The 23,974-nt window shown below is 33.6% G+C and carries 22 protein-coding genes and 1 tRNA gene; 20 read left to right on the top strand and 3 right to left on the bottom strand.

Annotation, left to right across the window (positions count from 1 at the left end; all coding sequences use genetic code 11):
- Nucleotides 1-6: 6 nt before the first annotated feature.
- From LUA91_RS15910 to LUA91_RS15980, 15 genes are all read left to right on the top strand, one after another.
- Nucleotides 7-972: a glycosyltransferase family 2 protein gene (locus tag LUA91_RS15910; RefSeq protein ID WP_231427104.1), complete on the top strand. Its 966-nt coding sequence runs from the start codon at nucleotides 7-9 to the stop codon at nucleotides 970-972.
- On the top strand, nucleotides 969-2,273 hold the full coding sequence (locus LUA91_RS15915) for a glycosyltransferase family 4 protein (RefSeq protein ID WP_231427105.1): 1,305 nt from the start codon (nucleotides 969-971) through the stop codon (nucleotides 2,271-2,273). The genes LUA91_RS15910 and LUA91_RS15915 overlap by 4 nt, the downstream gene beginning before the upstream one ends.
- Nucleotides 2,266-3,204: a glycosyltransferase family 2 protein gene (locus LUA91_RS15920; RefSeq protein ID WP_231427106.1), complete on the top strand. Its 939-nt coding sequence runs from the start codon at nucleotides 2,266-2,268 to the stop codon at nucleotides 3,202-3,204. The genes LUA91_RS15915 and LUA91_RS15920 overlap by 8 nt, the downstream gene beginning before the upstream one ends.
- The gene (locus LUA91_RS15925; RefSeq protein WP_231427107.1) at nucleotides 3,191-4,234 is read left to right on the top strand and encodes a glycosyltransferase; all 1,044 of its coding nucleotides are present in this window, start codon (nucleotides 3,191-3,193) and stop codon (nucleotides 4,232-4,234) included. The genes LUA91_RS15920 and LUA91_RS15925 overlap by 14 nt, the downstream gene beginning before the upstream one ends.
- Complete coding sequence (locus LUA91_RS15930; protein ID WP_231427108.1) at nucleotides 4,227-5,108, top strand: alpha-1,2-fucosyltransferase; 882 nt, start codon at nucleotides 4,227-4,229, stop codon at nucleotides 5,106-5,108. The genes LUA91_RS15925 and LUA91_RS15930 overlap by 8 nt, the downstream gene beginning before the upstream one ends.
- Nucleotides 5,108-6,145 carry a glycosyltransferase family 2 protein gene (locus LUA91_RS15935; protein ID WP_231427109.1) on the top strand — a complete coding sequence of 346 codons (1,038 nt, stop codon included), beginning with the start codon at nucleotides 5,108-5,110 and terminating at the stop codon, nucleotides 6,143-6,145. Before LUA91_RS15930 ends, LUA91_RS15935 begins: the two co-directional genes overlap by 1 nt.
- Entirely contained in the window at nucleotides 6,142-7,305 is a 1,164-nt protein-coding gene (locus LUA91_RS15940; protein WP_231427110.1) for a glycosyltransferase family 4 protein, read from the top strand. Before LUA91_RS15935 ends, LUA91_RS15940 begins: the two co-directional genes overlap by 4 nt.
- On the top strand, nucleotides 7,280-8,416 hold the full coding sequence (locus LUA91_RS15945) for a glycosyltransferase (RefSeq protein ID WP_231427111.1): 1,137 nt from the start codon (nucleotides 7,280-7,282) through the stop codon (nucleotides 8,414-8,416). Before LUA91_RS15940 ends, LUA91_RS15945 begins: the two co-directional genes overlap by 26 nt.
- Nucleotides 8,417-9,778, top strand: coding sequence for a hypothetical protein (locus LUA91_RS15950; RefSeq protein WP_231427112.1), 1,362 nt, complete (start codon nucleotides 8,417-8,419; stop codon nucleotides 9,776-9,778). It abuts the gene before it with no gap.
- Between the two features lie 2 nt (nucleotides 9,779-9,780).
- Entirely contained in the window at nucleotides 9,781-11,043 is a 1,263-nt protein-coding gene (locus LUA91_RS15955) for an XrtY-associated glycosyltransferase XYAG1 (protein ID WP_231427113.1), read from the top strand.
- A complete protein-coding gene (locus LUA91_RS15960; RefSeq protein ID WP_231427114.1) occupies nucleotides 11,033-11,914 on the top strand; it encodes a glycosyltransferase family 2 protein in 882 nt (293 codons plus the stop codon). The genes LUA91_RS15955 and LUA91_RS15960 overlap by 11 nt, the downstream gene beginning before the upstream one ends.
- A gap of 86 nt (nucleotides 11,915-12,000) precedes the next feature.
- On the top strand, nucleotides 12,001-12,654 hold the full coding sequence (xrtY, locus tag LUA91_RS15965; RefSeq protein ID WP_231427115.1) for an exosortase Y: 654 nt from the start codon (nucleotides 12,001-12,003) through the stop codon (nucleotides 12,652-12,654).
- Between the two features lie 15 nt (nucleotides 12,655-12,669).
- Entirely contained in the window at nucleotides 12,670-14,394 is a 1,725-nt protein-coding gene (locus tag LUA91_RS15970; RefSeq protein WP_231427116.1) for a carbamoyltransferase C-terminal domain-containing protein, read from the top strand.
- Nucleotides 14,395-14,573: 179 nt separating this feature from the next.
- Nucleotides 14,574-15,008, top strand: coding sequence for a DoxX family protein (locus LUA91_RS15975; RefSeq protein ID WP_231427117.1), 435 nt, complete (start codon nucleotides 14,574-14,576; stop codon nucleotides 15,006-15,008).
- A gap of 128 nt (nucleotides 15,009-15,136) precedes the next feature.
- Nucleotides 15,137-15,221, top strand: a tRNA-Ser gene (locus LUA91_RS15980).
- Between the two features lie 192 nt (nucleotides 15,222-15,413).
- Here LUA91_RS15980 and LUA91_RS15985 read toward each other — a convergent pair.
- From LUA91_RS15985 to LUA91_RS15995, 3 genes are read right to left on the bottom strand one after another with little or no spacing between them, the layout of a single operon-like run.
- Nucleotides 15,414-15,815: a DUF1634 domain-containing protein gene (locus LUA91_RS15985; protein ID WP_231427118.1), complete on the bottom strand. Its 402-nt coding sequence runs from the start codon at nucleotides 15,813-15,815 to the stop codon at nucleotides 15,414-15,416.
- 3 nt (nucleotides 15,816-15,818) lie between these two features.
- Nucleotides 15,819-16,652, bottom strand: coding sequence for a sulfite exporter TauE/SafE family protein (locus LUA91_RS15990; protein WP_231427119.1), 834 nt, complete (start codon nucleotides 16,650-16,652; stop codon nucleotides 15,819-15,821).
- 9 nt (nucleotides 16,653-16,661) lie between these two features.
- Nucleotides 16,662-17,324, bottom strand: a complete 663-nt coding sequence (locus LUA91_RS15995) for a FadR/GntR family transcriptional regulator (RefSeq protein WP_231427120.1) — start codon at nucleotides 17,322-17,324, stop codon at nucleotides 16,662-16,664.
- 165 nt (nucleotides 17,325-17,489) lie between these two features.
- Between LUA91_RS15995 and LUA91_RS16000 the strand changes: the two genes are divergently transcribed.
- The 5 genes from LUA91_RS16000 to LUA91_RS16020 all read left to right on the top strand — a co-directional run bounded on the left by LUA91_RS16000 (nucleotide 17,490) and on the right by LUA91_RS16020 (nucleotide 23,879).
- Nucleotides 17,490-17,642, top strand: coding sequence for a DUF2256 domain-containing protein (locus LUA91_RS16000; RefSeq protein ID WP_255717820.1), 153 nt, complete (start codon nucleotides 17,490-17,492; stop codon nucleotides 17,640-17,642).
- Nucleotides 17,626-19,170, top strand: coding sequence for a cryptochrome/photolyase family protein (locus tag LUA91_RS16005; protein ID WP_231427121.1), 1,545 nt, complete (start codon nucleotides 17,626-17,628; stop codon nucleotides 19,168-19,170). Before LUA91_RS16000 ends, LUA91_RS16005 begins: the two co-directional genes overlap by 17 nt.
- A 263-nt stretch (nucleotides 19,171-19,433) precedes the next feature.
- Nucleotides 19,434-21,836 carry a TonB-dependent receptor gene (locus LUA91_RS16010; RefSeq protein WP_231427122.1) on the top strand — a complete coding sequence of 801 codons (2,403 nt, stop codon included), beginning with the start codon at nucleotides 19,434-19,436 and terminating at the stop codon, nucleotides 21,834-21,836.
- 221 nt (nucleotides 21,837-22,057) lie between these two features.
- A complete protein-coding gene (gene eno / locus LUA91_RS16015) occupies nucleotides 22,058-23,353 on the top strand; it encodes a phosphopyruvate hydratase (RefSeq protein WP_231427123.1) in 1,296 nt (431 codons plus the stop codon).
- 226 nt (nucleotides 23,354-23,579) lie between these two features.
- A complete protein-coding gene (locus tag LUA91_RS16020) occupies nucleotides 23,580-23,879 on the top strand; it encodes a septum formation initiator family protein (protein WP_231427124.1) in 300 nt (99 codons plus the stop codon).
- Nucleotides 23,880-23,974 lie beyond the last annotated feature (95 nt).

The raw sequence follows: 23,974 nt of genomic DNA on the forward strand, positions 1-23,974 counted from the left end.
ATCGCTTTGAACAAAGTCAGCATAGTTATTATTCACCATAATAGATCAAACTATTTACGCTATCAGTTAGACCAATATAAACCTTGGCACGAACTGAAAGAAATTTTAGAATTTATCGTAATTGATAATTCTACAAACGATATTGTTTCACAAGATAAGCTGAATACAGCTTATCCTTGGGTTAACTTTCAGTTTCTTACAGAAAATTTAGGCCCATCTCATTCTAGGAATATTGGACTAAACTTAGCTAAAGGGACATTCATACAATTTATTGATGATGATGATTTAATTACTTATGAAAAATTAAGCACTCAAGCAGAATTTTTAATCAAAAACCCAAAGATAGATGTGGTAGTAGGTGGAACTCAAAGAACAGACTGGAGTTTAACAAAGTTGCCAAAAAAAATAACATCAAAAATAACATACCCAAATTTCGATGAAATCAATCATTGCGGGCAATTGCTAGAAACAAATGGTTTTTTTCAAATTGGCGCTGCATTATTTAGAAAGGATGCACTAATGGCTGTTAATGGCTTTGATGAAGATAGATGGCTTATTGAAGATGTTAATCTATACCTTAGATTGTTTAGCAATAAGGCAAAGTTTAAAGTAGATAAAAACTCGTCATTTGGGTTATTTTGGAAAATGAATACTAACGAATATTCATTGTCAAATCGTAATCAGGCTTTATTTCTTGAAGGCTGTCTTTTAAATTTTTTTTACTGTATTGATAATAATTTGTTAGTAACTGATGCAGATTGCGAGGTAACCTATTCTGGAATTTTCAATATTTTAAATCAAGATGTTTCTGTAAACCAAGCATTATATCAAAAGGGCATAAATATTCTTAAAGAACAATCAATTCATTATTTACCCCGATATGCAATTATGGGCAAACTAATTGGATTTAATGGACTGTTCAAGCTTACTTCATTATATAGAAAAATTAAAAGCATCCTAATAAAAAGATGAATATTTTGCTAGCGACACATAACTTTTATCCATACTACCAAGGTGGCACCGAAGTTTATGTTTTACATTTAGCCAAACATCTTTTAGGTTTAGGGCATCATGTTCAGATAATTTCTGCGCTTGATGAAGTTCATGTGCAGTCAAATGACATGATTTATAATGACGCCAATATTTTGATTTGTCAATATCTCTATGAAGGAATCAGCATTTATGGGGTTTTTACTAAATCTGTGCAAACTCCACATATTTATTCCAGAAATTCTAAAGAGTATGCTGATAGTTATGTGGACTTTTTTAAGTTCAAAGATTATGATTTATTACATCTTAATGGATTTACCATTACAATTGGTTTAGACATTATCTTTGCATTAAAAACTCTGAATCCAAATTTAAAATTAATTACATCTTATCATACCGCCATTTCAGACCCAAAAGAAACATTGACCTTTGGAAATACTTTAATGGAAAAGCCACAGTACACCAATCATACAGCAGATGTATTAAGTTATAGATTTAAGTTACCTTACGGGGTGATTAAGTCCTTTGCTGCACTTCTACCTAATACCTATTTAAAAAAACTACCAGCTATATTTAACATGAAGTATCTGGTTAAGCATAGTATAGAAAGCTTTGAAAAATTAGTTGATTTAACAGATGAATGGTGGGTGTATTCTGATGGTATTAAAAATCATCTCTTAGATTTAGGCGTCAAAGAAACGATAATTAAGAAAGAAAGGCATGGTATAACACCAATTTTTTTTCAAAAAGAACGTATTCATAATACAAAAAAAATTCATCTTTTTAGTGGAAGACCAGTTGCGATCAAGGGCATAAAAACCCTGCTTAAAGCCTGGCTTTTATTAAAGGAAGATAACCAATCAGAGTTATGGCTAACAGCTTCCCCTATCTCTAATGACAAAAAAATTCAGGAATTGATAGATCAAACAAAATTACGTAATGACATTAAGTGGCTTAGAGAAGTAAATCAAGCTCAATTAGCAGAAATTTATTGTAAAGCTGATTTTGTTATCGTTCCGTCTGAATGTTATGAAATAGGCCCACTAGTTATTCATGAAGCTATTGCATGTGGGTGTCAGATTATAGCCTCGAACATTGGGGGTTGCAAGGAGCTTTTAAATCATTATAATATGACTGAAGGTCTTTTTATAGCAGGAAATTCAATTGATTTAAGTAGAAAAATTATTGGTTCAAAAAAAAGCTCAAATACAACCAAGCATAAGGTTAGCTCTTTCACTGAACATTTTGAAAATTTAATTACAAAATCAACATTTTATGCTTAGGAAAACAATTGTTGTACCTACATATAATGCTGCAAATACTATTGAAGAAACATTAATATCAATTCAAGAAAACAATCCTTCATTGTATAATATTTCAGAAGTTTTCATTGCTGACGATTTTTCTACTGATGAAACGATTGAAGTAAGCACAAAAGTTTGGACAGATAGAAAAACAAATATTAGAATTGTAAAGTCTGACCTTAATCGAGGTGAAAGAGGAAATCTCAACAGGATTATTAAATCGATTAAAAATGATTACGACTGGATACTAATTCTTCACGCTGATGATTTAGCTAAGGCAAATTGGCTAAAAGAAATGTGTTACGCTATTGATGAAAGCGACGAAACAATAGCGAGCATATCCAGCAGCTATGATGTATTCTGGGAAAACGGAGAAATAGAGCCGGGAGAGGAAAAAGAAAAAAGTATAATTATCAAAGGGAATAAAAACGCCATTAAAAATACTCTACAAAATGGAACATGGTGGCATATCTCAGGTTGTGCAATTAAATTATCGTCATTTTATGCCACCAATGGTTTTAATGAAGAAATGCCTCAATATGGAGATATGGAATGGATATTACAAGTTTTTGGTTTAGGCTTTAATATTATTTATATACCTAAATGCCTTACATTATACAGGCAGACTTCAAATAGTGTATCTTCCAATTCATTTAAAACCCACCGAGATATTTTTGAACACGCTAACTTAATATTGTATTACTCAGAGATATTTAGCAAAAAGCAGATGTTGGCTTTTTACACTAAATTCAATTTACAACTATTCAAGAGAAATGTACGTTCATTAATAAATCTAGACTTTTCAAGATTAAAATTATCCTTAATGATGACATTTTATTTAACAAAAACTTTGGGTTTCACCCACAAACCAAGTATTCGTTTAAAAAAAAGAGAAATTGATTTCAAATAAAAATTCCATCTTAATTCTTGGTTCATTTAGCATAGGTGCATTAGAACATCAATATGTAAGAGGCTTGAAATTTAATGGATGGAAAGTAGTTTGTTTAGATATACAGATTGATGCGAATGAATTAAAGAATAAAAATGTTGGGCATAAAATATTATTCAATTTGTCTCCTAAATATTATTATAAAAACATTAATCAAAAAGTATTAGAAACGGCAGTAAGTTTAAGACCGCAGGTAATTTTAATATTTAAAGGCATGGAATTAAAGCCTGAAACAATTAAAGTATTGAAAAGCAACTGCAGTCTTTTATGCAACTATAATCCCGATCATCCTTTCAAATTTTATAGTAAAGGTGCGGGAAATTCAAACGTTGCTGATAGTTTAAGCCTTTTTGATATTTATTTTTCCTATTCAAATTCAATTTGCAAGCAGCTAAAAGCGGATTACAATGTAACTAGCAATTGTATTCCGTTTGGTTATGATGAAACTATAAAACCAATAAAAAGTAAATCTTCACACTTGCTCGAGCAGGTTTTATTTATTGGCGCATGGGACAAAGACAGGGAGCAAAAAATTAAGAATTTAACTAAATTTAATTTACAAGTTTTTGGCCCTACTGTTTGGAATAGAAAACTAATGAGATTGAAGAATATAAAATACCATGATAAGCTGTTATATACACAAGATTATGCTGACGCCTGCTTAAGTGCAAGGGGGATATTGAATTTTTTACGCCCACAGAATATTATTGAGCAATCTCATAATATGCGGACATTTGAAGTTCCAGGCTATAGTGGGCTATTGATATCTGAACGCACAGAAGAGCAATTAGGCTTTTTTGAAGAAGATAAAGAAGCAATTTACTTTGATTCCATTGAAGAGCTAAAAGACAAGTTACAATTTTATAAAGTGCATGAGGGCTTAGTTTCCAAAATTAAAGCTAATGGAAATTACCGAAGTATAAAATCTGGTTATGGCTATCAAAATAGAACCAAACTTATGATCAGTTACATAAATAAGTACCTTGAATAGTCTATTTATTGCAAGATTGCCAAGAGCAGGATTAGGAAATAAATTATTTGTTTGGGCTAGGGCTTTAGTGTTTGCAAAAAAAAATAACCTGCCTCTCTACATTATTGGATTTAAAAGAATTCATATCGGTCCATTTCTGAGAAGAGAAAAAGCTAAGAGATTTTATTTCGGGCAATTTAAAAGAAACTCTTTTTCATTAAAAATGATGTATTTACAACATATGTTAGCAAATACTTCAATTGTTGCAGAACCTGATATTGAATCGACAGCAGTTCAAACTAATAGTAGATACTTATTTAATCAAATTCCTTCATGTAAAAACTATTTTGAAAGCATTTGGTCGTATAGACTAATGATAAAAGAGGCATTTTTTGAGATTTTATCAGAAAAAGTAAAAGAACAAGTAAATCAAAATTATTCAAATATTGAAGTTGGCATCCATATAAGGATGGGAGATTTTAAGACTTTACCAACGGGGGCTGATTTTAAGTTGTTTGGTGCTACTAGGACACCATTGAATTATTTTATTGATTGTGTTCAAAAAATAACAGGACTCTTAAAAGTATCTCCAAAAGCCACTATATTCAGTGATGGTTACAAAGAAGAGCTAGAAGAAATTTTGAATTTAGAAAATATAACATTATCTGAATGTAGTATAGATGTTGTTGATTTGATAAATTTAAGCCGAAGTAAAATAATAATTACATCCGATCACAGTTCGTTTAGTGAATGGGCTGGCTTCTTATCCGAATCACCAATTATAAGACATCCAGAACACATGCATAGTAAAATAAGATCAAGCTATGAATACTTTAAGGGGAGCATTGATTCTTTTGAAGATTACATAAAAAATTCTTTTCCTATTTCCTTTTAATGATAAAAATTTCAATTTGTATCCCTCAGTATAATAGGATTGAATACCTAAAAATCAATCTTGAAAGAATCGCTCTTCAAAAAGATGCCAACCTAGAAGTGATTATTTCTGATGATGCGAGCACCGACAATACAGCTATAGAGATTGCCATATTACAAAAATCCTATCGCTATCCTTTGATATACCACAAATTTGAGAAAAATGTGGGTTACGATAGGAATTTGAGGAAAAGCCTGGAATTAGCTTCTGGAGATTATTGCTTTGTTTTAGGAAATGATGATACTGTGGCTGATGATTTTGTAATTAATAGATTGACACTTTTTCTTAAAAACAAAAACTTTCCTGATGTTGGTTTTTGCAATAGCGCTGATTATTTAGATGTAAATAATATTCAATTAAGGGCTCAGCAAACTAGCAATATTGGATCAGGTACAGAAATTGCATTAAAATATTACTCAAGTTTCAGTTTTGTAGCGGGCATAATTTTTAAAAAAAGTGCCTTTGATTCTGTCAATACCTCAAAATTAGATGGAAGTATTTATGTTCAAATTTATTTAGCAACATTAATTATTATAAGAGGTGGCTGTTTGTTTACCATAAAAGAACCTATGGTTTTAAAAGATATTCGCATTAACAATGAAATTGCGAATTCATATTTAGATACTTTACCCAAAACAAAAAGCGACTACAAAGTATTGGATGCTGGTTTACCATCATATGCAAATGCTTGCGCTATGGCATTTAAAGATGCCGGATTAAATGGAACAAAATACTATTATAAAATTATAAAAAGGATATATCAATTTACCTATCCATTTTGGTTAATTGATTATCGTAAAAATTCGGCGCTGATAGCAGCCAAGGGTTTAAAAGAGGGATTAAAATTAAAACATTTCAAAAACTATAAAATGCTTAGCAGTAAAGACAAATTAAAGCTAAGAGGTTATTATACTTTCAGCACTCTATTAGGTCTTAGCATCCCCATATTCTTATTTGAAAGGTTAAAAAAATATTTATATAGTATTGCTAAATCGTGAAGATTAGTGTTTTAGTTCCAGGCAGATTGCATGGTTTTGATATGGCCATATACTTTCAAAATATTGGAGTATTAAATCAACTGGTCACAGGTTATCCTATGAGATATGTATTGCCATTTGGAATAAAAAAGCAATACATAAAATCATTATATATCAATGAAATTATAAATAGAACTACAAATTTTATAGGTATTGGATATCCCCTTGATTTTTTAGCATGCGAGGCATTTGACTTTTTAGCGTCAAAAGTTATTAAATATGATAGTGATGTGTATTTTATCTGGTCAAGTTATGGAGAGAAAACTATCCGTAAAATCAGAGCAAAAAATCCTATCGCAAAGATAATCTTAGTTAGAGGTTCGACCCATATTAACACTCATGAATCTCTTTTAAGACAAGTTAATAATACTTCAAAACAGCAAATCAATATCAGGATAGTTGAAAAAGAATTAAAAGAATATCAGCTGGCAGATTACATCAGTGTTCCAAGCACTTTTGCTATGGAGAGTTTCATTTCTTGTGGCATAAGAAAAGAAAAATTATTTCTAAATCTTCTTGGTGTAAGTCTAGAACAATTTCCTTTCTTTGAAAAGCGCATTCCAGAAAAGGCGATAACTTTTGGTAACGTTGGTACGTTAAGTAAGCAAAAGAATGTAGAAGATGTAATAAATGTTATAAAAAAATTAAATAAGAAAACACCTATATATAAATTAGTCTTAGCTGGACCAATTGAAGAAAGTACTTTCGATAAAAATTTATTAAATGAGGAATTTATAACCTACTTTGGTAAAGTTGACCAAAGCCAATTATATCAAGTGTATCAGAAAATTGATGTTTTTGTCATTAATAGTGTTCAGGAAGGCATGGCAATGGTTCAACTGCAGGCAATGTCAAGTGGCTGCCCATTAATTTCCACTAGAAATTCAGGAGGAGCTGATCTAATAAAAGGCTTCGAAAATGGCATTCTAATATCTGCTATGGACAATATAGCATTAGAAAATGCTATTAATTGGTTCTCCAAAAATAAGGACAAAATTACTCAAATGGGAAGATATAGCAGAGGAATTACCGAAGATGGATTTACTTGGGACGATTTTGGTAAAAGAAATGTTGAATTTATAAAACAAATATTGATTGAAAATTCTAGCAGCGGTTTATAGCCATCCTGATTACTACCCTCCAACCATTAATGCAATTAATAGTTTATCTCAGCATGTTGATGAAGTTATTGTTTTAGCCAGAAATGTTAAGCCTAAAAATGTTGGAGTATATAATAAAAATATATCTATACGTCTAAGCGGGTCTTTTAAATCAATACGTGAAACTGAACAAGCATCTTATTTACTGAAACTTAAATCGTTTTTCATATTCAGCTATGCACTTTACAAGATGCTTAAAAGCTCAAAACCCAAGTGGTTTATTGCATATGATCCTATTCCATTACTTTCCTTCAAAATAGTCACCTATTTCATCAGAAAAAGGCCAAAAATTTGGTATCATAATCACGATGTATTGGAGAAGAATCGTTTAAAAAAATATTCAATCTCTTGGTTCGCTTACAGAAATGAACAAAAGAATTTTAACAAATTAGAAGTATTTACGCTTCCATCTTTAGAAAGACAGAAACACTTCCCAATGAATATTTTGAATGGGAAATTCTTTTTTTTACCTAATTACCCTGTTAAAAAAAATATTATACCTTCAGTACCAAAAAAAGATAAAACTATAAAGTTAATTTATCAGGGACATATCGGAGAAGGGCATGGTTTGGTCGAAATTATTAATTATTTAAAAGTTCAAAAAACGGGGTTAGACCTTAAATTAAATATTATTGGTTTTTCATCTGAGGAGTATATTAAACAACTTTATGATTTAATCTCAAGCCTTGACCTAGGAGAGTTTGTTGAAATACTAGCGCCAGTAAATCACAGTGAATTAATGAAATTTACTGCTGAGCATGATATTGGTTTAGCTATTCACCAACCGATAAATATAGCTTTTAAAACAGCTGCAACTTCCTCTAATAAAATTTATGAATATATATCTTGTGGTTTGCCTGTAATTATGATTAACAACTCCACATATGAAAAAATTTTGGGCACAAAGGGGTGGGCATTTTTCACAAACCTGACAAATCAATCACTTGATGAATTGTTGAATTACATTTATTTGAATAGAGATCAAATTAGTGCAGTTGCGAAGGATGATTTCCAGAATGAACTAAATTTTGAAAGATATTTTTCAAAATTATTACCTTACATTTTAAGCTAAATGCATTTTTTACTCTTTTTCTTACCCTTTGTAATCACCTATATAACCAAAGATCCGACCACATCATATTTAATATCCTGGTTTGGCAGCATTTATTTAATAGTTTTCAGTATATATTTAGACAGTAAAAATAGCAAACTCAGATTTTTTAATCCATTAATTCTATCCCAAGGATTATTTTATGGGTATACGGCGATCACATCTATTTTTTATTTCATTGACCAACAAGGTTATCAGTTCTTTGAAAAATTTTCCTATCCCAATAATTTTGAGATTGAAGCGCTTGCAAATACTCAAAAGTATATTGTTTTTTCACACGCTTGCTATTTATTCGGATATTTTCTATTTCAGAAAAAGGAAATTACAAGTCAGGAATATAAACTGAGTATTGGAACAAACACTTATCTAAAACTATCATTAGGTGCCACAATTTTTGCGCTAATATTTTTAAAAACACCATTTGCGCAATTAAGTAGTTATCTCAATATTTTTTCCACCATTTGTGCTGTAAAATATTTAGGCTATTCTCTTGAAAACCGGCGAGTGTTTTATAAGGCTTTTCTTTATTTCTTGTCGATAATGGTCATAGGTTTCTTGTCCGGCATGAAAGAAAGCACATTATTTCCACTAATCTATCTGGGTGTAATTCTTTATGACAAATATGGGGTAAAAAGAACAAGCTTAGTATTTATACCAATAATTTTAGCCTATTTTTATTTCATTCCGACTATTAATGGCGTTGTTAGAAATGCAGCATGGTATGAAAACAAAGGAGCGGTAGACATTTTAGATGAGTTAAAAGACGCAAAAATTTATGAAACTGATAGAATTAAAAGCAATAACTGGGCTTTTTTAACAACAAGGCTTTCAGAAATCTCTATGCTAAATCGCTATATCGAATCTGTTCCAATAAGAAGACCTTATTATGGATTTGAGATTTATAAGTATGGCATACAAAGCCTAGTACCAAGGTTTTTATGGCCTTCAAAGCAAAGTCCGGATGTTACTGCCCAGCAACGTGCAATAGAAAATGGTGCATTGGTACTAAATTCGCCGAATGACTTTACCTCAGCTAAGCCACAAACCATAGCTGATGCTTACATGAGTTTTGGATATATTTCAATATTTCTAACCTTTCTGGTTTATGGTTACTTAGTTCATTATTTCTATTTCTTATTAGAAAAAAAATTTGGTTATGATCTAGGTGTATCAATATTATTTTATAGCCTATTTTCTGTTCTAAGTAAGGGCGGCTGTTTCGAAAATTTATTTAATACTACTTTCTATGGATTCATATTGATTTACATTACAGGACATATTTTCAAACGGCTAAATATAATTGAGCCAAATTCATATTTATAAAATTGAAAATCCTCCACATCACCCCTTCCTACAAACCTGCATATATTTACGGTGGTACTACACAATCAATTGGACTTCTTTGCGAAGCAATTTGCGAGTATAATGAGCAAAGAGCAAAATGTAAGGAGAAAGGAGCAAAGAACAAAGACATTACCCAAGTTTTTACCACAACAGCAAACGGTGAGGAGGAATTAAATGTAGAAAGTGGAATACCGGAAATTGTTGATGGTGTACCTGTAACCTATTTTACACGTTGGACTAAAGATCATAGTCATTTTTCATCAGAATTGTTATGGCACTTAAGAGAAGAAATCCGGCGATTTAAAAATCTTCCATCTGCTGTTGCAACAGCTAACTTAATTCTCCCCGAAGGACAGGATGTTTTGCCTGAAAAACTAATCATTCACATCCATGCCTGGTGGAATTTAGTATCAATTATAAGTTGTTTAGTGGCAAAATGGTATAATGTTCCTGTGGTATTATCTCCAAGAGGTATGTTAACTTCTTATACTCAAACAAATAGAAATTCCATTGCTAAAAAAATCATTCATAAATTAATTGGAAAACGACTGCTGCGATACTGCCACATCCATGCCACGAGTAATCAGGAGCAGAAGGAGATTTTGGAAATTGTTAAGCCTAAAAGTATTTCTGTGATTCCGAATTTGGTAAATGTTGCAGGTGGCAGAGTGCTAAAAGCGCCAAACGAAGCAGATTTTTTTAAGTTAATCTTCTTGTCTCGCATTGAAGAAAAGAAAGGATTGGAGCTGTTGTTTGAGTCTTTAGCTTTGATTGAAATCCCTTTGATGCTAACGATTGCAGGTAGTGGCGAAGAAAGCTATGTAAGAAGCTTAAAGCAAAAGGCAGCAAGTCTGAAGCTTGGTGATCGCATTAATTGGGTTGGACAAGTTAGCAATGAAGATAAATTTAATTTAATTGCTAATCATGATTTGCTTGTACTGACTTCTTACAATGAGAATTTTGCGAATGTGATTATTGAAAGTTTAAGTGTTGGTACTGCTGTGTTGGTTTCTAATAAAGTTGGCCTTGCTGATTATGTAAATAATAATGAGCTTGGTTGGATTTGTAGCTTAACTTCTGAAAGTATTCAAAATAATTTACTGAAAGCATTTGAAGATTCTCAAAAAAGGCAGAGCATTAGAAATTCAGCACCATCAACTATTAGGAAAGACTTTATCGATGATGCATTGGTCAAAAAATACTTGGATTTGTATGAAAATGTTTTAAACAAAAATGGTGAATAAAAACTTCAGCTTCATCATCCTTACTTTCAACGAAGAAATTCATTTACCCAGATTATTGGAATCGATTAAGGGATTAAATGCGCCAATCTATATATTGGATAGCGGTAGCATTGATAAAACCATTTCCATAGCCAATCAATACAATGCTGAGGTTAAGATAAATCAGTTTATTAATCACCCACAACAATGGGATTTTGCACTTAAAAATTTTGAGGTTAAAACTCCCTGGACAATTGGTTTGGATGCTGATCAAATCGTAACACCAGAACTTTATCAAATGCTCGAAAGTTTCGACGATCAGAGATATAAGAACATTAATGGCATATACTTTAATCGAAAGAATTTCTTTCAAGGGAATTGGATTCGCTATGGCGGCTACTACCCTATATATCTTTTAAAATTGTTTCGCACTGGCATTGGTTATTGTGATCTCAATGAAAATATGGACCATCGTTTCATTGTTTCTGGGAAAACTGTTGTTTGGAAAACAGGCCATATTTTAGAAGAAAATCTTAAAGAAAACGAAATTGATTTCTGGCTTAAAAAGCATGAACGCTATAGCGATTTAACTGCTCAGGAAGAGCTAGAAAGGATGCAAAATCTGAGGGTTCAATCGCTAAAACCAAACCTTCTTGGAAATCCTGATGAAAAAAAAGCATGGCTCAAACGCTTATGGTGGAAGTTGCCTTTAGGAATCAGACCATATCTATATTACGGCTACCGAATGATTTTTCAATTTGGATTTTTAGATAATAAAACGGCCCGTCATTTTCATTATCTGCAGGGGTTATGGTTTAGAAAACTAGTTGATCGCAAAATTAAGGATAAGATAAAAGCTGATATCAAGACTAGTACTAACACCAATCATTAATATTTAACTTTGAATTAAACCACCAACCTTATTCCCAACATCAACCTTAACCTCAACCTCATTTTTAACCCAATCACATTTTATTTATGGACGAAATACAGATTAGAACAGCCAAGAAACAAGGAGATAAAAAAGCAATTAAATTTGTAGTTGCATTATTTGTACTTTATATATTTTTTAGTCAGGGGAATATTTTCATGAATAGTGTAATGACGCCAACTGGTCGTTTTTACAACCCTAATATTGCAGATCATTTTGATTACATCCAAGGATTGAAAACAGCCTTGATCAAACCTGCTGTTTGGATAATCAAGCTTTTCGGTTTTTACGCCATTCATAACGAAATGGATGTCATGGTTGTAAATGGTCCTTATCTACGGATTAATTATTCCTGCCTAGGCTTGGGTGTAATGAGTTTTCTTGCGGCCTTTGTATTGGCTTTTCCTGCATCCTGGAAATCGACATTTAAAATGCTCATTATTGGACTTATATCGATTTATCTTTTAAATATAGCCAGAATTGCAGGACTCGGTTTACTCTTCGGCTTTTTCCAAAGCCAGCGAAACTATTTTGAATACCATCATGAAATATTTAATGTTCTGGTATACATTGTTATTTTCATCATGCTTTATATTTGGATCAGGAGAAATACGAGGGTTAATAATGAGGTTGAGAAAAATGTTAAGCCTGAGACGAAACAAGGTGAAACAATAAATGAAAATCCAACCGCAATCTCATAAACGTAAAATTAGTACATGTATATTTTAGGATTAAATGCTTACCATGGGGATTCATCCGCCTGCATTTATAAAGATGGAGAAATTATTGCGGCATCTGAAGAAGAACGTTTCCGCAGAATTAAACATTGGGCTGGTTTCCCTACCATGGCTATCGAATTTTGTTTGAGTGAAGCCGAAATAACGATTGAGGATGTTCATTATATTGCAGTTTCCCGAGATCCAAAAGCAAACTTTACTAAAAAGGTTTTTCAAGCCATTAAAAATAGATTAAGTATAAAAAACATCATCAATAGGGCACAAAACTTAAAAAAAGCAAATAGTATTGAAGATGAAATTTATCAGCATTTCAATTTGCAAAAAGGATCATTAAAAGCCAAATTTGTTTATGTAGAACATCATCGAAGTCATTTGGCAAGTGCCTTTTTTGCATCTCCCTTTGACGAAGCGGCCATTCTTTCCATTGATGGTTTTGGAGATTTTAGCAGCACCATGATTGCCAAAGGAAAGGGAAACCACATTGAAGTGTTGGATACGGTATCCTATCCGCACTCTTTAGGAGTTTTTTATACCACACTTACTCAATTCTTGGGTTTCCCACATTATGGAGATGAATATAAAGTAATGGGTTTAGCACCTTATGGAACTGCAAATTATGTAGAGCAAGTAAGGGAGCTTATTACGATTAAGTCTGATGGACTTTTCGAGCTGAATCTTAAATATTTTAACCATACTAAAAGTGGTGTCAATATGGTTTGGGAAGGTGGAATTCCAAGTATGTCCAGCCTTTATACTGAAGAGCTGATTAAGTTGTTAGGAAATCCGAGAAATCCTAACGATGATTTGACAACATACCATCACGATTTAGCAGCTTCAGTGCAACAGGTAACTGAAGAGGTTATCTTTTACATTCTGAAATCATTGCAAAAAAAAACTGGATTAGAGGCAATATGCATTGCTGGCGGTGTTGCCCAAAATTCTGTTGCCAACGGAAAAATTAAGCTTAACACACCTTTCACAAAAATCTATATTCCTCCTGCTGGTCACGATGCGGGAACCGCTATTGGCGCTGCATTATGGGTTTACAACCAAATACAGAGAGCACCGCGAACGGCACCAATGCTACATGGCTATTTCGGAAGTAAGTTTGACAATAGCTATATCGAAAATTTATTAAGGGCTAGAAACATCAAATATTCTAGACCAAACCAAACTGATTTCTATCAAGAGATTACCAATTGTTTGGCTAGTGAAGGCGTGGTTGGCTGGTTTCAAGGTCGAGCAGAATTTGGTCCTAGGGCACTTGGACATCGTTCTATCCTTGCTGATCCCAGAAACTCAAATGCAAAGGAAATTCTTAACACCAAAATAAAACGTAGAGAATCTTTCCGTCCATTTGCACCATCTATTCTTTCTGAATTCGCTGCTGAATATTTTGAACAGATTGATGATGTTCCTTTTATGGAAAAGGTTTTCAAAATTAAACCTGAAAAGCGAGATGAGATTCCAGCAGTTACTCACCTTGATGGAACGGGAAGATTGCAAACAGTTCATAAAAAAACAGACGAGCGTTTCTATTCGCTCATCAATTCTTTCTATAAGGCAACTGGAACTCCGATATTATTAAATACATCCTTTAACGAGAACGAACCAATAGTGAATACTCCAGAAGAAGCTTTAGATTGTTTTCTAAGAACCAAAATGGATATGTTGGTAATGGAAGATATTATCATCAAAAAATAAATAATATACATTGCTTTTTTAGAGCCACAATCCCAGTGGCTTTTTTTATGCATTCCAAAATTTAATAATCGCTTCTTCCCCTATTTCGAATGAAATATCCTCATGCAGTTTAGCTAATGTTAAATTTTTGCAGCACTGTTATATTTTCTGTAAATTGTATTAACCAAAATATAGAAGTTATGAACTTGCTTAAGAAAATTCAAATTTGGGGTGATCAGCATCATCCAAAATGGTTAGATTATTTTAGAATATTGCTGGGGTTAATATTGGTATGGAAGGGCATATCCTTCTACACAGATATGGATGCATTTAGTCATCTGATGCGAGGTGCCGTGTTAGGAACGGCTGTTAGCATCAGTATATTGGCACACCTTATTATTGTGATCCACATATTAGGTGGCATTGCTATTGCACTTGGAACACACACCAGGTTATTCTGTTTACTTAATCTACCAATTCTAATCGGTGCAGTTTTATTCGTGAATATACCTGGAGGAATCTTCAAACCGTATTCAGAATTCTGGTTTTCATTTATAGTATTAATTGGATTGGTTTGTTTCATCATCGAAGGCAACGGAATATTGTCGGTTGAGCGTGAAAAGGCGATTGGATAAGAGAATTTGTACAATCGTTAAAAAATAAAATCAGAGCTAACTAAATGATTAGCAATAGGTAATATTTAAAATTGAATATTAAAGAAAAAATCATTTGCAGATTAGCGCCAAGTTCGTACTTTTGCGGCGGAGAGCTGGCAGAGTGGTCGAATGCGGCAGTCTTGAAAACTGTTGACTGTAACAGGTCCGGGGGTTCGAATCCCTCGCTCTCCGCACACATTAATACAACTTAAAAAGCCTGAAAATTTAAAATTTTCAGGCTTTTTTCATTTACAATACTACAAGCTCTTTGCATGTTAATTTAATGCTTAAAAAAATCATCGCAATTCAAGAGCTCATCTCCTCTTTGCCCTTAAATTAAATAGCCTTATTGCTGAGCTTCTTTTAAACTATCAATTAATCCTTCTAAATATTTAATCCTCCAAAAGTACTTGCGAGAATTATTCCCAGAACAATCAATGTGATAAAAACATATAACTTATCCCTTTCTATTGCAAAAGCGAAGAGCGAAAATATTATTCTTAGAATTGGCGTAAGAATTAATAACAGAACACCAAATTGTATAATTCCCTTAGCTTCTCCAGAGAAGAAACCTTTAAAGATCCCAGCGAAGGTGATCAGATTTGATTCTTCGCCCTTAAAAGAATGATAGTCTGGCCGAACTAATGAACCAAAGCTAAATACATAGCTTAAACCACCGATAAATACAACCAGACTTGCTAAAATCACACCTGCCCTTAGCAATTTACCTACGGTTTTTTCTACGTCTCTATCCTGTTCTAACGAAGCATTTATTTCCTTTTTCATTTATTAAAATTTATGTTGATAGCCATTATAAATCATTTCTAATGCCACAAATGTGATGGCAATACAGAAAATCCATCGCAGGGTTGTAGGATTAATTCGCGTTAATAGTTTTGCGCCTGTAAATGCACCTCCCAATACCCCCAAAACAACGGGAAAAGCAATCCCTGGATCCATATAACCTCGTTGAAGATAAACTACAGCACTGGCTGCGGCAGTAACACCGATCATAAAATTACTGGTAGTAGTACTCACCTTAAATGGGATTTTCATAGCCGTATCCATAGCTAAAACTTTTAATGCCCCAGAACCAATTCCCAACAAGCCCGACATTACTCCAGCAATCGTCATAATCGAAAATCCTCCACCTACGTTTTTTAATTTATATTCCACTATTCCATTCGCAGTTGGATAACTATTATTGAGTTTCAATACTTCTGCTAATTTGCTTCCCTGAGTGAGTACCTCTTGATTTTTTTTCCTTAAAGTCATCGCTGCAGAGAAAAGGAGTACAACACCAAATAAAATTGCTATGGTGTTTGTAGGCGTATAAACCGCAATAAGTGCCCCCAAAACCGCACCTACAGTTGTAGCGATTTCCAAAAACATTCCCAGCCTGATATTGGTAATTCCTTCTTTTATGTAAGCGCTTGCAGCTCCTGATGAATTTGCAATGGAAGCCAAAAGTGCTGCACCAATTGCATACCTAATATCTACATTGAAAACAAGTGTGAGCAAAGGAATAACTACAACGCCTCCACCCAAGCCGGTTAACGAACCAACCAAGCCAGCAACGTAGGCGCCGAGGATTAAAATTATTGTAAATGTTAAAATTGACATGATTAAAAATTAATGGTTATTATTTAATATTTTGGCAATGGTTAACTGGGCATCTTCCAAATTCTTTTCTTTAATATTAGCGGCCAATTGCTCATGCAAATAATGGCTCATGGCAAATTTAGTTACGCCGTTGGGCTCTCTTCTCGAAAAGAAATCTCGAATAATTCGGGTAAAATTTTCGTATAGATCAGTAAGTACGCTATTACCTGCAGCCATCGCGACAGCCATGTGAAATTTGATATCCGCATCAATGCAAGCATCAATATTACCAATCTCGATTGCCGAGAGCCTATCAGCCAAGGCATGCTCAATGGTGTTTATATCATCTACTGTGTGATTAATGACTGCTAAACCAACTATTTCTTTTTCGAGAATTCCCCTCACTTGGTTAATTTCTGCAAAATCACTATTTCTTAACCGCGACTCTATTGAAGTATCTGATATCTTATTGACTACGGTACCATAACCTTGTCTCACAGTTAAGATGCCCGATTCTGTTAAGGATTTAATTGCTTCCCGAATTGTAGATCGTCCAACCTCAAACCTCGACATCAACTCAGGTTCAGCAGGTATTTTTTCGCCAATTGGAAAATTGCCATCTTTTATATCCTTTATTAAAGCTTGTTTAATGGTTTCAAATAGCTTTTCTTTTTTTACTGCTGCGGAATTCATTCACAAACATACGATGTTGTTATTAAACATCAGATGTTTAATTGTCATTTTTTGGTCTTTCTATTCTCAAAGACCAATTGACCATAGAAAAATTTTAGTTAGAAAGTTGAACATTAATTAAACAGCTAAACAAAAGACATCAGTGAGCGTTTGATATAGAAATATATGCATCCTTTGAAAAAAGAAAACTTCCCTGAAAAAATTTGCCCTACATGCATGCGTCCATTTGTGTGGAGAAAGAAATGGAAAAATAATTGGGATAGTGTTGTTTATTGTAGCTTAAAATGCAAAACCAGTAAACATGAAACAAAGCTATAAAACCCTTAGATTAATTCTTGGCGATCAGCTTAATATCCAGCATTCGTGGTTTTCAAAAAAAGATCCATCCATTTTGTATGTAATTATGGAAGTGGCTTCCGAAACAGATTATGTTTGGCATCACATTCAAAAAGCTTGTGCCTTTTTTGCAGCAATGGAAAATTTTGCAGAAACATTAAATAAAGATGGTTTTTCTGTTCTCCATATCCGACTTGACGATGAACATAACCAACAAAGTTTTTCCGATAACATCCTCCAATTAATTAAAAAGTTCAACATAAAAGAATTTCAGTATCAATTGCCTGATGAATATAGGCTAGATCAAGAATTAAAAAATTTTTGTTCTATACTCGAAATCAAATGGAGTGTGATCGATACGGAACATTTCTACACCACCAGAAACGAACTTTCAGAATTTTTTGCCAATAAGAAAGGGTTATTAATGGAAACATTTTATCGGGCCATGCGAGTGAAACATCATATCCTCACTCACGATAATGATCCCGAAGGAAACAAATGGAATTTTGATGCAGAAAACAGGAAGAAACTTCCAGCTACACATAAACCAATAAATCCCTTATTGTTTGATAATGATGTAAGACCACATCATAACAGACTGATTAATGCAAACGTAAAAACCATTGGCAATATAAATCCGCAATATTTACAATGGCCAATTAATAGAGATCAATCATTAATACTGCTAAAATTCTTTTGCGAAAACTGCCTGCCTTTATTTGGAACTTTTCAAGATGCGATGCATACTAATGAATGGTCTATTTATCATTCCCGATTATCTTTTAGTCTTAACACTAAAATGATTAGTCCGGCAGAAGTAGTTAACGCTGCTATACAACATTGGGAAGGTAACAAAAAATCTATTCAGATTAATCAGGTTGAGGGTTTTGTAAGGCAAATACTTGGATGGAGAGAATACATGAGGGGTGTTTATTGGATGGAAATGCCAGAATTTGAACAGTTAAATTTCTTTGATCATCGGGAGAAATTGCCAGATTGGTATTGGACGGGTAAAACGGAAATGAATTGCTTAAAGCATTCCATAGAACAATCGTTAAATTTTGCCTATGCGCATCACATTCAAAGGCTAATGATAACCGGGAACTTTGCCCTATTGGCTGGTATAAACCCTGACGAGGTAGATTTTTGGTACTTGGGAATTTATATAGATGCTATTCAATGGGTAGAAATTACCAATACGAGGGGAATGAGTCAGTACGCTGATGGCGGAATTATAGGTTCAAAGCCTTACACGGCTTCGGCGAATTACATTCATAAAATGAGCAATTACTGTGATAATTGTAAGTACGACAGAAAAGATAAAATTGGTGACAACTCCTGTCCTTTCAATAGTCTTTATTGGAACTTCCACGATCGCCACAGGGAAAAACTTCAACACAACCAGCGATTATCTATGGTTTACAGAACCTGGGACAAAATGCCTGCAGATACAAAAGCAAATACTTTATTAAGAGCAAAATATGTTTTAGAAAATTTAAATAAGCTTTAATTTAAAATCTTAATACTCTTTTCTTTAATGTGATATACATAAACATTGTTTGCGGAAAAGTCATCATTCCACAATTGTTAGCCAAATCAAACTGTGCGTAAATCTGTTCATCATTACCAAAATCTGCTAATTACAATTCTAGAGTTAAGTGTAATAACTATCCTAACCAAATCATCAATTCTTATTTAGAATAATTAAAAATAATTTTCTAATCTCATTTTAATTTCTTTCTTTTGCGCCAACTAAGAATTAATCTAAATAAGATGTGTAAAAAATTTACTCTTTTTTTTAATGTAGTGATGTTTTTTCTTGTTTTAACAGGAACAGCATTAGCGCAATCAAAAAACGGATCTGTATCAGGATCGGTGAAAACAAGTGATGGAAATCCAGCTCCTTTTGTTAGTGTTGGCTTAAAAAACACCTCGAAGACCACTCAGAGTGACGAAAAAGGAAATTTCGAAATCAAAAATGTTTCTCCAGGAAATTATATTTTAAAAGTTTCGTCAATTGGGGTATCCTCACAAGAAAAACAAGTTATTGTTACCGCAGGCCAGTCTACTAAAATTGATTTTTCAATTGCCGAATCATTATCACAATTGGATGAGGTAGCAATTAATGGATATAAAACGCCAAATACCAAACCCATTAACTTAGGTAAAATTGCGATTGCACCAAGGGATTTACCTCAAGCTGTTCAAATTATTGGTACGCAAGTTATTGCAGATCAACAAGTGAATAGCCTGGGCGATGTTATGAAAAATATTAATGGAGTAGCATTAGGCGCCAATAGAGGTTCCGTTGGTGAAAATTTTTATGCCAGAGGGTATAGTTTAGGATCGAACAATGTTTTTAAAAACGGTGCAAGAACCACAATCGGCGGTAGCCCAGAAGCCAGTACATTAGAATCTGTTGAGGTTTTAAAAGGAAGTGCTGCATTACTTTATGGTGGTGTAAGTGGAGGTGCCGTGGTAAATATGGTTACCAAAAAACCAAAATTTGAATATGGTGGTGAAGTATTAATGAGAACTGGAAGTTACAGCCAATACAAACCAACAGTAGATCTTTATGGTCCTATTTCGAAAAAGTTAGCTTTCAGAGCAATTGGTACATTTGAAGATGCGGGAAGTTTTAGAGATTTCGTTAAATCAAAACGTTTCTATGTTAATCCATCGCTACTATATAAAATCAGCGAAAATACTGAAGTGTTGGTTCAGGGTGATTATTTAAAAAGTGATTACACACCAGATTTTGGAGTTGGATCAGTTAATAGCCAAATTGTTGATTATGGAAGAGAAAAGTTCATTAACACGCCTTGGGCCTACAATAAAACCAATACAGCAACTGCACAAGCAAATGTTACCCATAAATTTAGTGAGAATTGGAAATTAAATGCATTAGGCTCATTCCAGTCTTACAACAGAAATTATTACGGTTCAGAGCGTATTCAGGCAAATGCTGCAGGTGTGGCTTCAAGAAATTTAGCGAGAGCCATCAGCCAGGAATATACTTATAACCAGCAAATTAATTTAAACGGCAGTTTCAACACAGGAAAAATTAAACATACCCTTTTAGTAGGCGTTGATGCTGATCAATCAAGAGTTACAAGTAATGCTTTTGCTTATGGAAAAAATGCAAACGGAACAAACATTACCACGCTTAATTATGGCAATGTTAATCTATTCGATCCAAATACTTATTTTGGTTCAGGCATCATGCCAGAAGCATTTGCAATTACCCAAACGCTGGCTCCGGTTTATAGATATGGCGCTTTCGTACAAGATTTAATTGAGGTAACAGATCAGTTCAAAGTATTAGCTGGTGTGCGTTATACTGATCAAAAAACAGCAAGTTCACAAGCTTTAAATTTAGAAACAGGTGTTGTTGTGGGTGGTGCTACTAAATTTGATGATGCATTCTCACCTAAATTTGGTTTGATTTATCAGCCCTTAAAAACTACATCATTATATGTAAGTTACGCCAATAACTTTATTGCAAATTCTGGTATTGATGTAAACAGTCAGGCACTACCACCATCAATGGTTGATCAATATGAGGCTGGCGTAAAAAATGATTTCTTCGGCGGCAAGCTAACAGCTAACTTAACTTATTATAAAATCATTAACGGAAATATTTCACAAGCTGCCATTTTACCTGATGGAACGACTAATTCTGTTTTTAGACAATTAAATGGTGAAACAACAAGTGATGGTTTTGAAGCCGATATTACAGGTAACTTGGCTAAAGGATTAAATTTCTTAATGGGATATAGCTACAATTATATGCGTTACACCAACACAGCTGATGTAACCGGAATGATTGAAGATGTCCGTTTAGTTGGAACAACAAAAAACACAGCGAATGCCACATTATTCTACACCTTTCAGAGTGGCGCTGTTAAAGGTTTAAAATTAGGAACATCGGCATTTTATACCGGAAAACGTAATGGTGGCTGGAATGATGCAAAAAACGCAGCTACGCTTAGGTTAATTCCTTTAAGTGCATTCACCACATTTGATTTCTCTGCTGGATATACCTGGAAAAAATTCTCGCTTTTGGCCAAAGTTTCAAACATATCCAATGAGTTGAACTATTTTGTTCATGAGAATTATAGTGTTAATCCAATTGCTCCACGTCAGTTTTTAACTACGCTTTCTTATAAATTTTAATTCACCAACATATTTTTTAAGCTCCAAAGTATCATTCTTTGGAGCTTTTTCTTTTGTATGAACCCTTAAATATTAAGGGTGAAATCGCCTGAAAAGGTATCGTAACATTAACGCCTGAAACGCTTTATTTATTTAAAAAATATACTAACTTTGATTTTAAGCTTAGTAATTGTACTTTGTACACTAAGCAGGTTAAAAAATCAACAAAAAATCAAATAGAAATGAGCATAATTGTTAATGTCCATGCCAGACAAATCCTCGATTCGAGAGGCAATCCAACAGTAGAAGTTGAAGTAGTTACAGAAGCAGGCGCTTTTGGCCGTGCAGCTGTACCAAGCGGTGCATCTACCGGGCAATATGAAGCTGTTGAATTACGTGACGGAGATAAATCTACCTATTTAGGTAAAGGTGTTTTAAAAGCTGTTGAAAATGTAAATACTAAAATTGCTACCGCTTTAAGAGGTGTAGATGTTTTTGAGCAAAACGCTATTGATAAATTAATGTTGGAACTTGATGGTACTGAAAACAAAGGTAATTTAGGTGCCAATGCAATTTTAGGCGTTTCTTTAGCTGTTGCTAAAGCTGCTGCTGATGAAATCGGTCAGCCTTTATACCGTTATATTGGTGGCGTTAACGCGAATACTTTGCCAATTCCAATGATGAACATCATCAACGGTGGTTCTCACTCTGATGCGCCTATCGCATTCCAGGAGTTTATGATTATGCCAGTTGGTGCACCTTCTTTCTCTGAGGCTTTACGTTGGGGAACTGAAGTTTTCCATAGCCTAAAGAAAATTCTTCACGATAGAGGTTTATCTACTGCTGTAGGTGATGAGGGTGGCTTTGCTCCTACTTTCGATGGTACAGAAGATGCAATTGAAACCGTTTTAAAAGCAATTGAAACTGCTGGTTACAAACCAGGTTCTCAAATTTGTTTGGCATTAGATTGTGCTTCATCTGAGTTCTACAAAGATGGTAAATATGATTATACCAAATTTGAAGGTGCTACAGGCGTAATCCGTTCTAGCGAAGAACAAGCTCAATATTTAGCTGATCTTTCTGCAAAATATCCAATTATCTCTATTGAAGATGGTATGGATGAGAATGACTGGACGGGCTGGAAAAGCTTAACAGATAAAATCGGCGATCACGTTCAATTGGTTGGTGATGATTTATTTGTTACCAATGTTACGCGTTTACAACGTGGTATTGATGAAGATACAGCAAACTCAATCCTGGTAAAAGTAAATCAAATCGGTTCTTTAACGGAAACCATTAATGCAGTTACTTTAGCTCAAAATAGTGGCTATACTTCGGTAATGAGTCACCGTTCTGGCGAAACTGAAGATGTTACCATTGCTGATTTAGCTGTTGCATTAAACTGTGGACAGATTAAAACTGGTTCGGCTTCTCGTTCAGACAGGATTGCAAAATACAATCAGTTATTACGTATTGAAGAAGAATTGGGTGAAAACGCTCGTTTTATCGGTTCGAAATTCAAATACGCTAAAAAATAAGCAGTATGTCATTCTGAGCTTATCGAGGAACTTTCTAGAGATGTTCGATAAGGTTCAACATGACAATCAAAATGAATTGTTAAGAAGTTGAAAAACTTATTTGGAGAACATCCGGAGATTTTAAATCTTCGGATGTTTTTTTATACATTTACGTCATTGCGAGGCAGGAAGCAATCTCATCAATTAGATTGCTTCCTGCCTCGCAATGACGATTTTTCAAAAAATTATGAAACGTTTAATAGACCTTTTCCGCAACAAATATTTCCTGGCAACGGCCGCATTTGCTGTTTGGATGCTGTTTTTCGATAAAAATGATATGATGTCGCAATACGAATACCGCAGTCAGGCCAATAAATTGCAAGAAGAAAAGGAATATTTCGAGAAGGAAACCGCCCAGGTTAAAAATGATTTAAACGAACTCAATACAAATCTAAGTACTGCTGAAAAATTCGCCCGTGAAAAGTATTTCATGAAAAAAGACAATGAAGATGTTTTTGTGATTATTCGTGAGGAGAAGAAAGATTAATCAGGTATTGGAGCAGATTTTTAGGATTAAAGGATTTTAAGATCAAGCGAAAATTTTGATTCATGCCTATGCCAATAATTAAGTTTGGCAGAATT

The sequence above is a fragment of the Pedobacter sp. Leaf250 genome, assembly GCF_920984735.1.
Classification (GTDB): domain Bacteria; phylum Bacteroidota; class Bacteroidia; order Sphingobacteriales; family Sphingobacteriaceae; genus Pedobacter.

Bases quoted from the DNA above. Each gene is read 5' to 3' on its own strand.
- LUA91_RS15915 (WP_231427105.1), top strand. From the start codon at position 969: ATGAATATTTTGCTAGCGACACATAACTTTTATCCATACTACCAAGGT.
- LUA91_RS15920 (WP_231427106.1), top strand. From the start codon at position 2,266: ATGCTTAGGAAAACAATTGTTGTACCTACATATAATGCTGCAAATACT.
- LUA91_RS15935 (WP_231427109.1), top strand. From the start codon at position 5,108: ATGATAAAAATTTCAATTTGTATCCCTCAGTATAATAGGATTGAATAC.
- LUA91_RS15950 (WP_231427112.1), top strand. From the start codon at position 8,417: ATGCATTTTTTACTCTTTTTCTTACCCTTTGTAATCACCTATATAACC.
- LUA91_RS15960 (WP_231427114.1), top strand. From the start codon at position 11,033: ATGGTGAATAAAAACTTCAGCTTCATCATCCTTACTTTCAACGAAGAA.
- xrtY (WP_231427115.1), top strand. From the start codon at position 12,001: ATGGACGAAATACAGATTAGAACAGCCAAGAAACAAGGAGATAAAAAA.
- LUA91_RS15970 (WP_231427116.1), top strand. From the start codon at position 12,670: ATGTATATTTTAGGATTAAATGCTTACCATGGGGATTCATCCGCCTGC.
- LUA91_RS15975 (WP_231427117.1), top strand. From the start codon at position 14,574: ATGAACTTGCTTAAGAAAATTCAAATTTGGGGTGATCAGCATCATCCA.
- LUA91_RS15985 (WP_231427118.1), bottom strand. From the start codon at position 15,815: ATGAAAAAGGAAATAAATGCTTCGTTAGAACAGGATAGAGACGTAGAA.
- LUA91_RS15990 (WP_231427119.1), bottom strand. From the start codon at position 16,652: ATGTCAATTTTAACATTTACAATAATTTTAATCCTCGGCGCCTACGTT.
- LUA91_RS15995 (WP_231427120.1), bottom strand. From the start codon at position 17,324: ATGAATTCCGCAGCAGTAAAAAAAGAAAAGCTATTTGAAACCATTAAA.
- LUA91_RS16000 (WP_255717820.1), top strand. From the start codon at position 17,490: ATGCATCCTTTGAAAAAAGAAAACTTCCCTGAAAAAATTTGCCCTACA.
- LUA91_RS16005 (WP_231427121.1), top strand. From the start codon at position 17,626: ATGAAACAAAGCTATAAAACCCTTAGATTAATTCTTGGCGATCAGCTT.
- LUA91_RS16010 (WP_231427122.1), top strand. From the start codon at position 19,434: ATGTGTAAAAAATTTACTCTTTTTTTTAATGTAGTGATGTTTTTTCTT.
- eno (WP_231427123.1), top strand. From the start codon at position 22,058: ATGAGCATAATTGTTAATGTCCATGCCAGACAAATCCTCGATTCGAGA.
- LUA91_RS16020 (WP_231427124.1), top strand. From the start codon at position 23,580: ATGAAACGTTTAATAGACCTTTTCCGCAACAAATATTTCCTGGCAACG.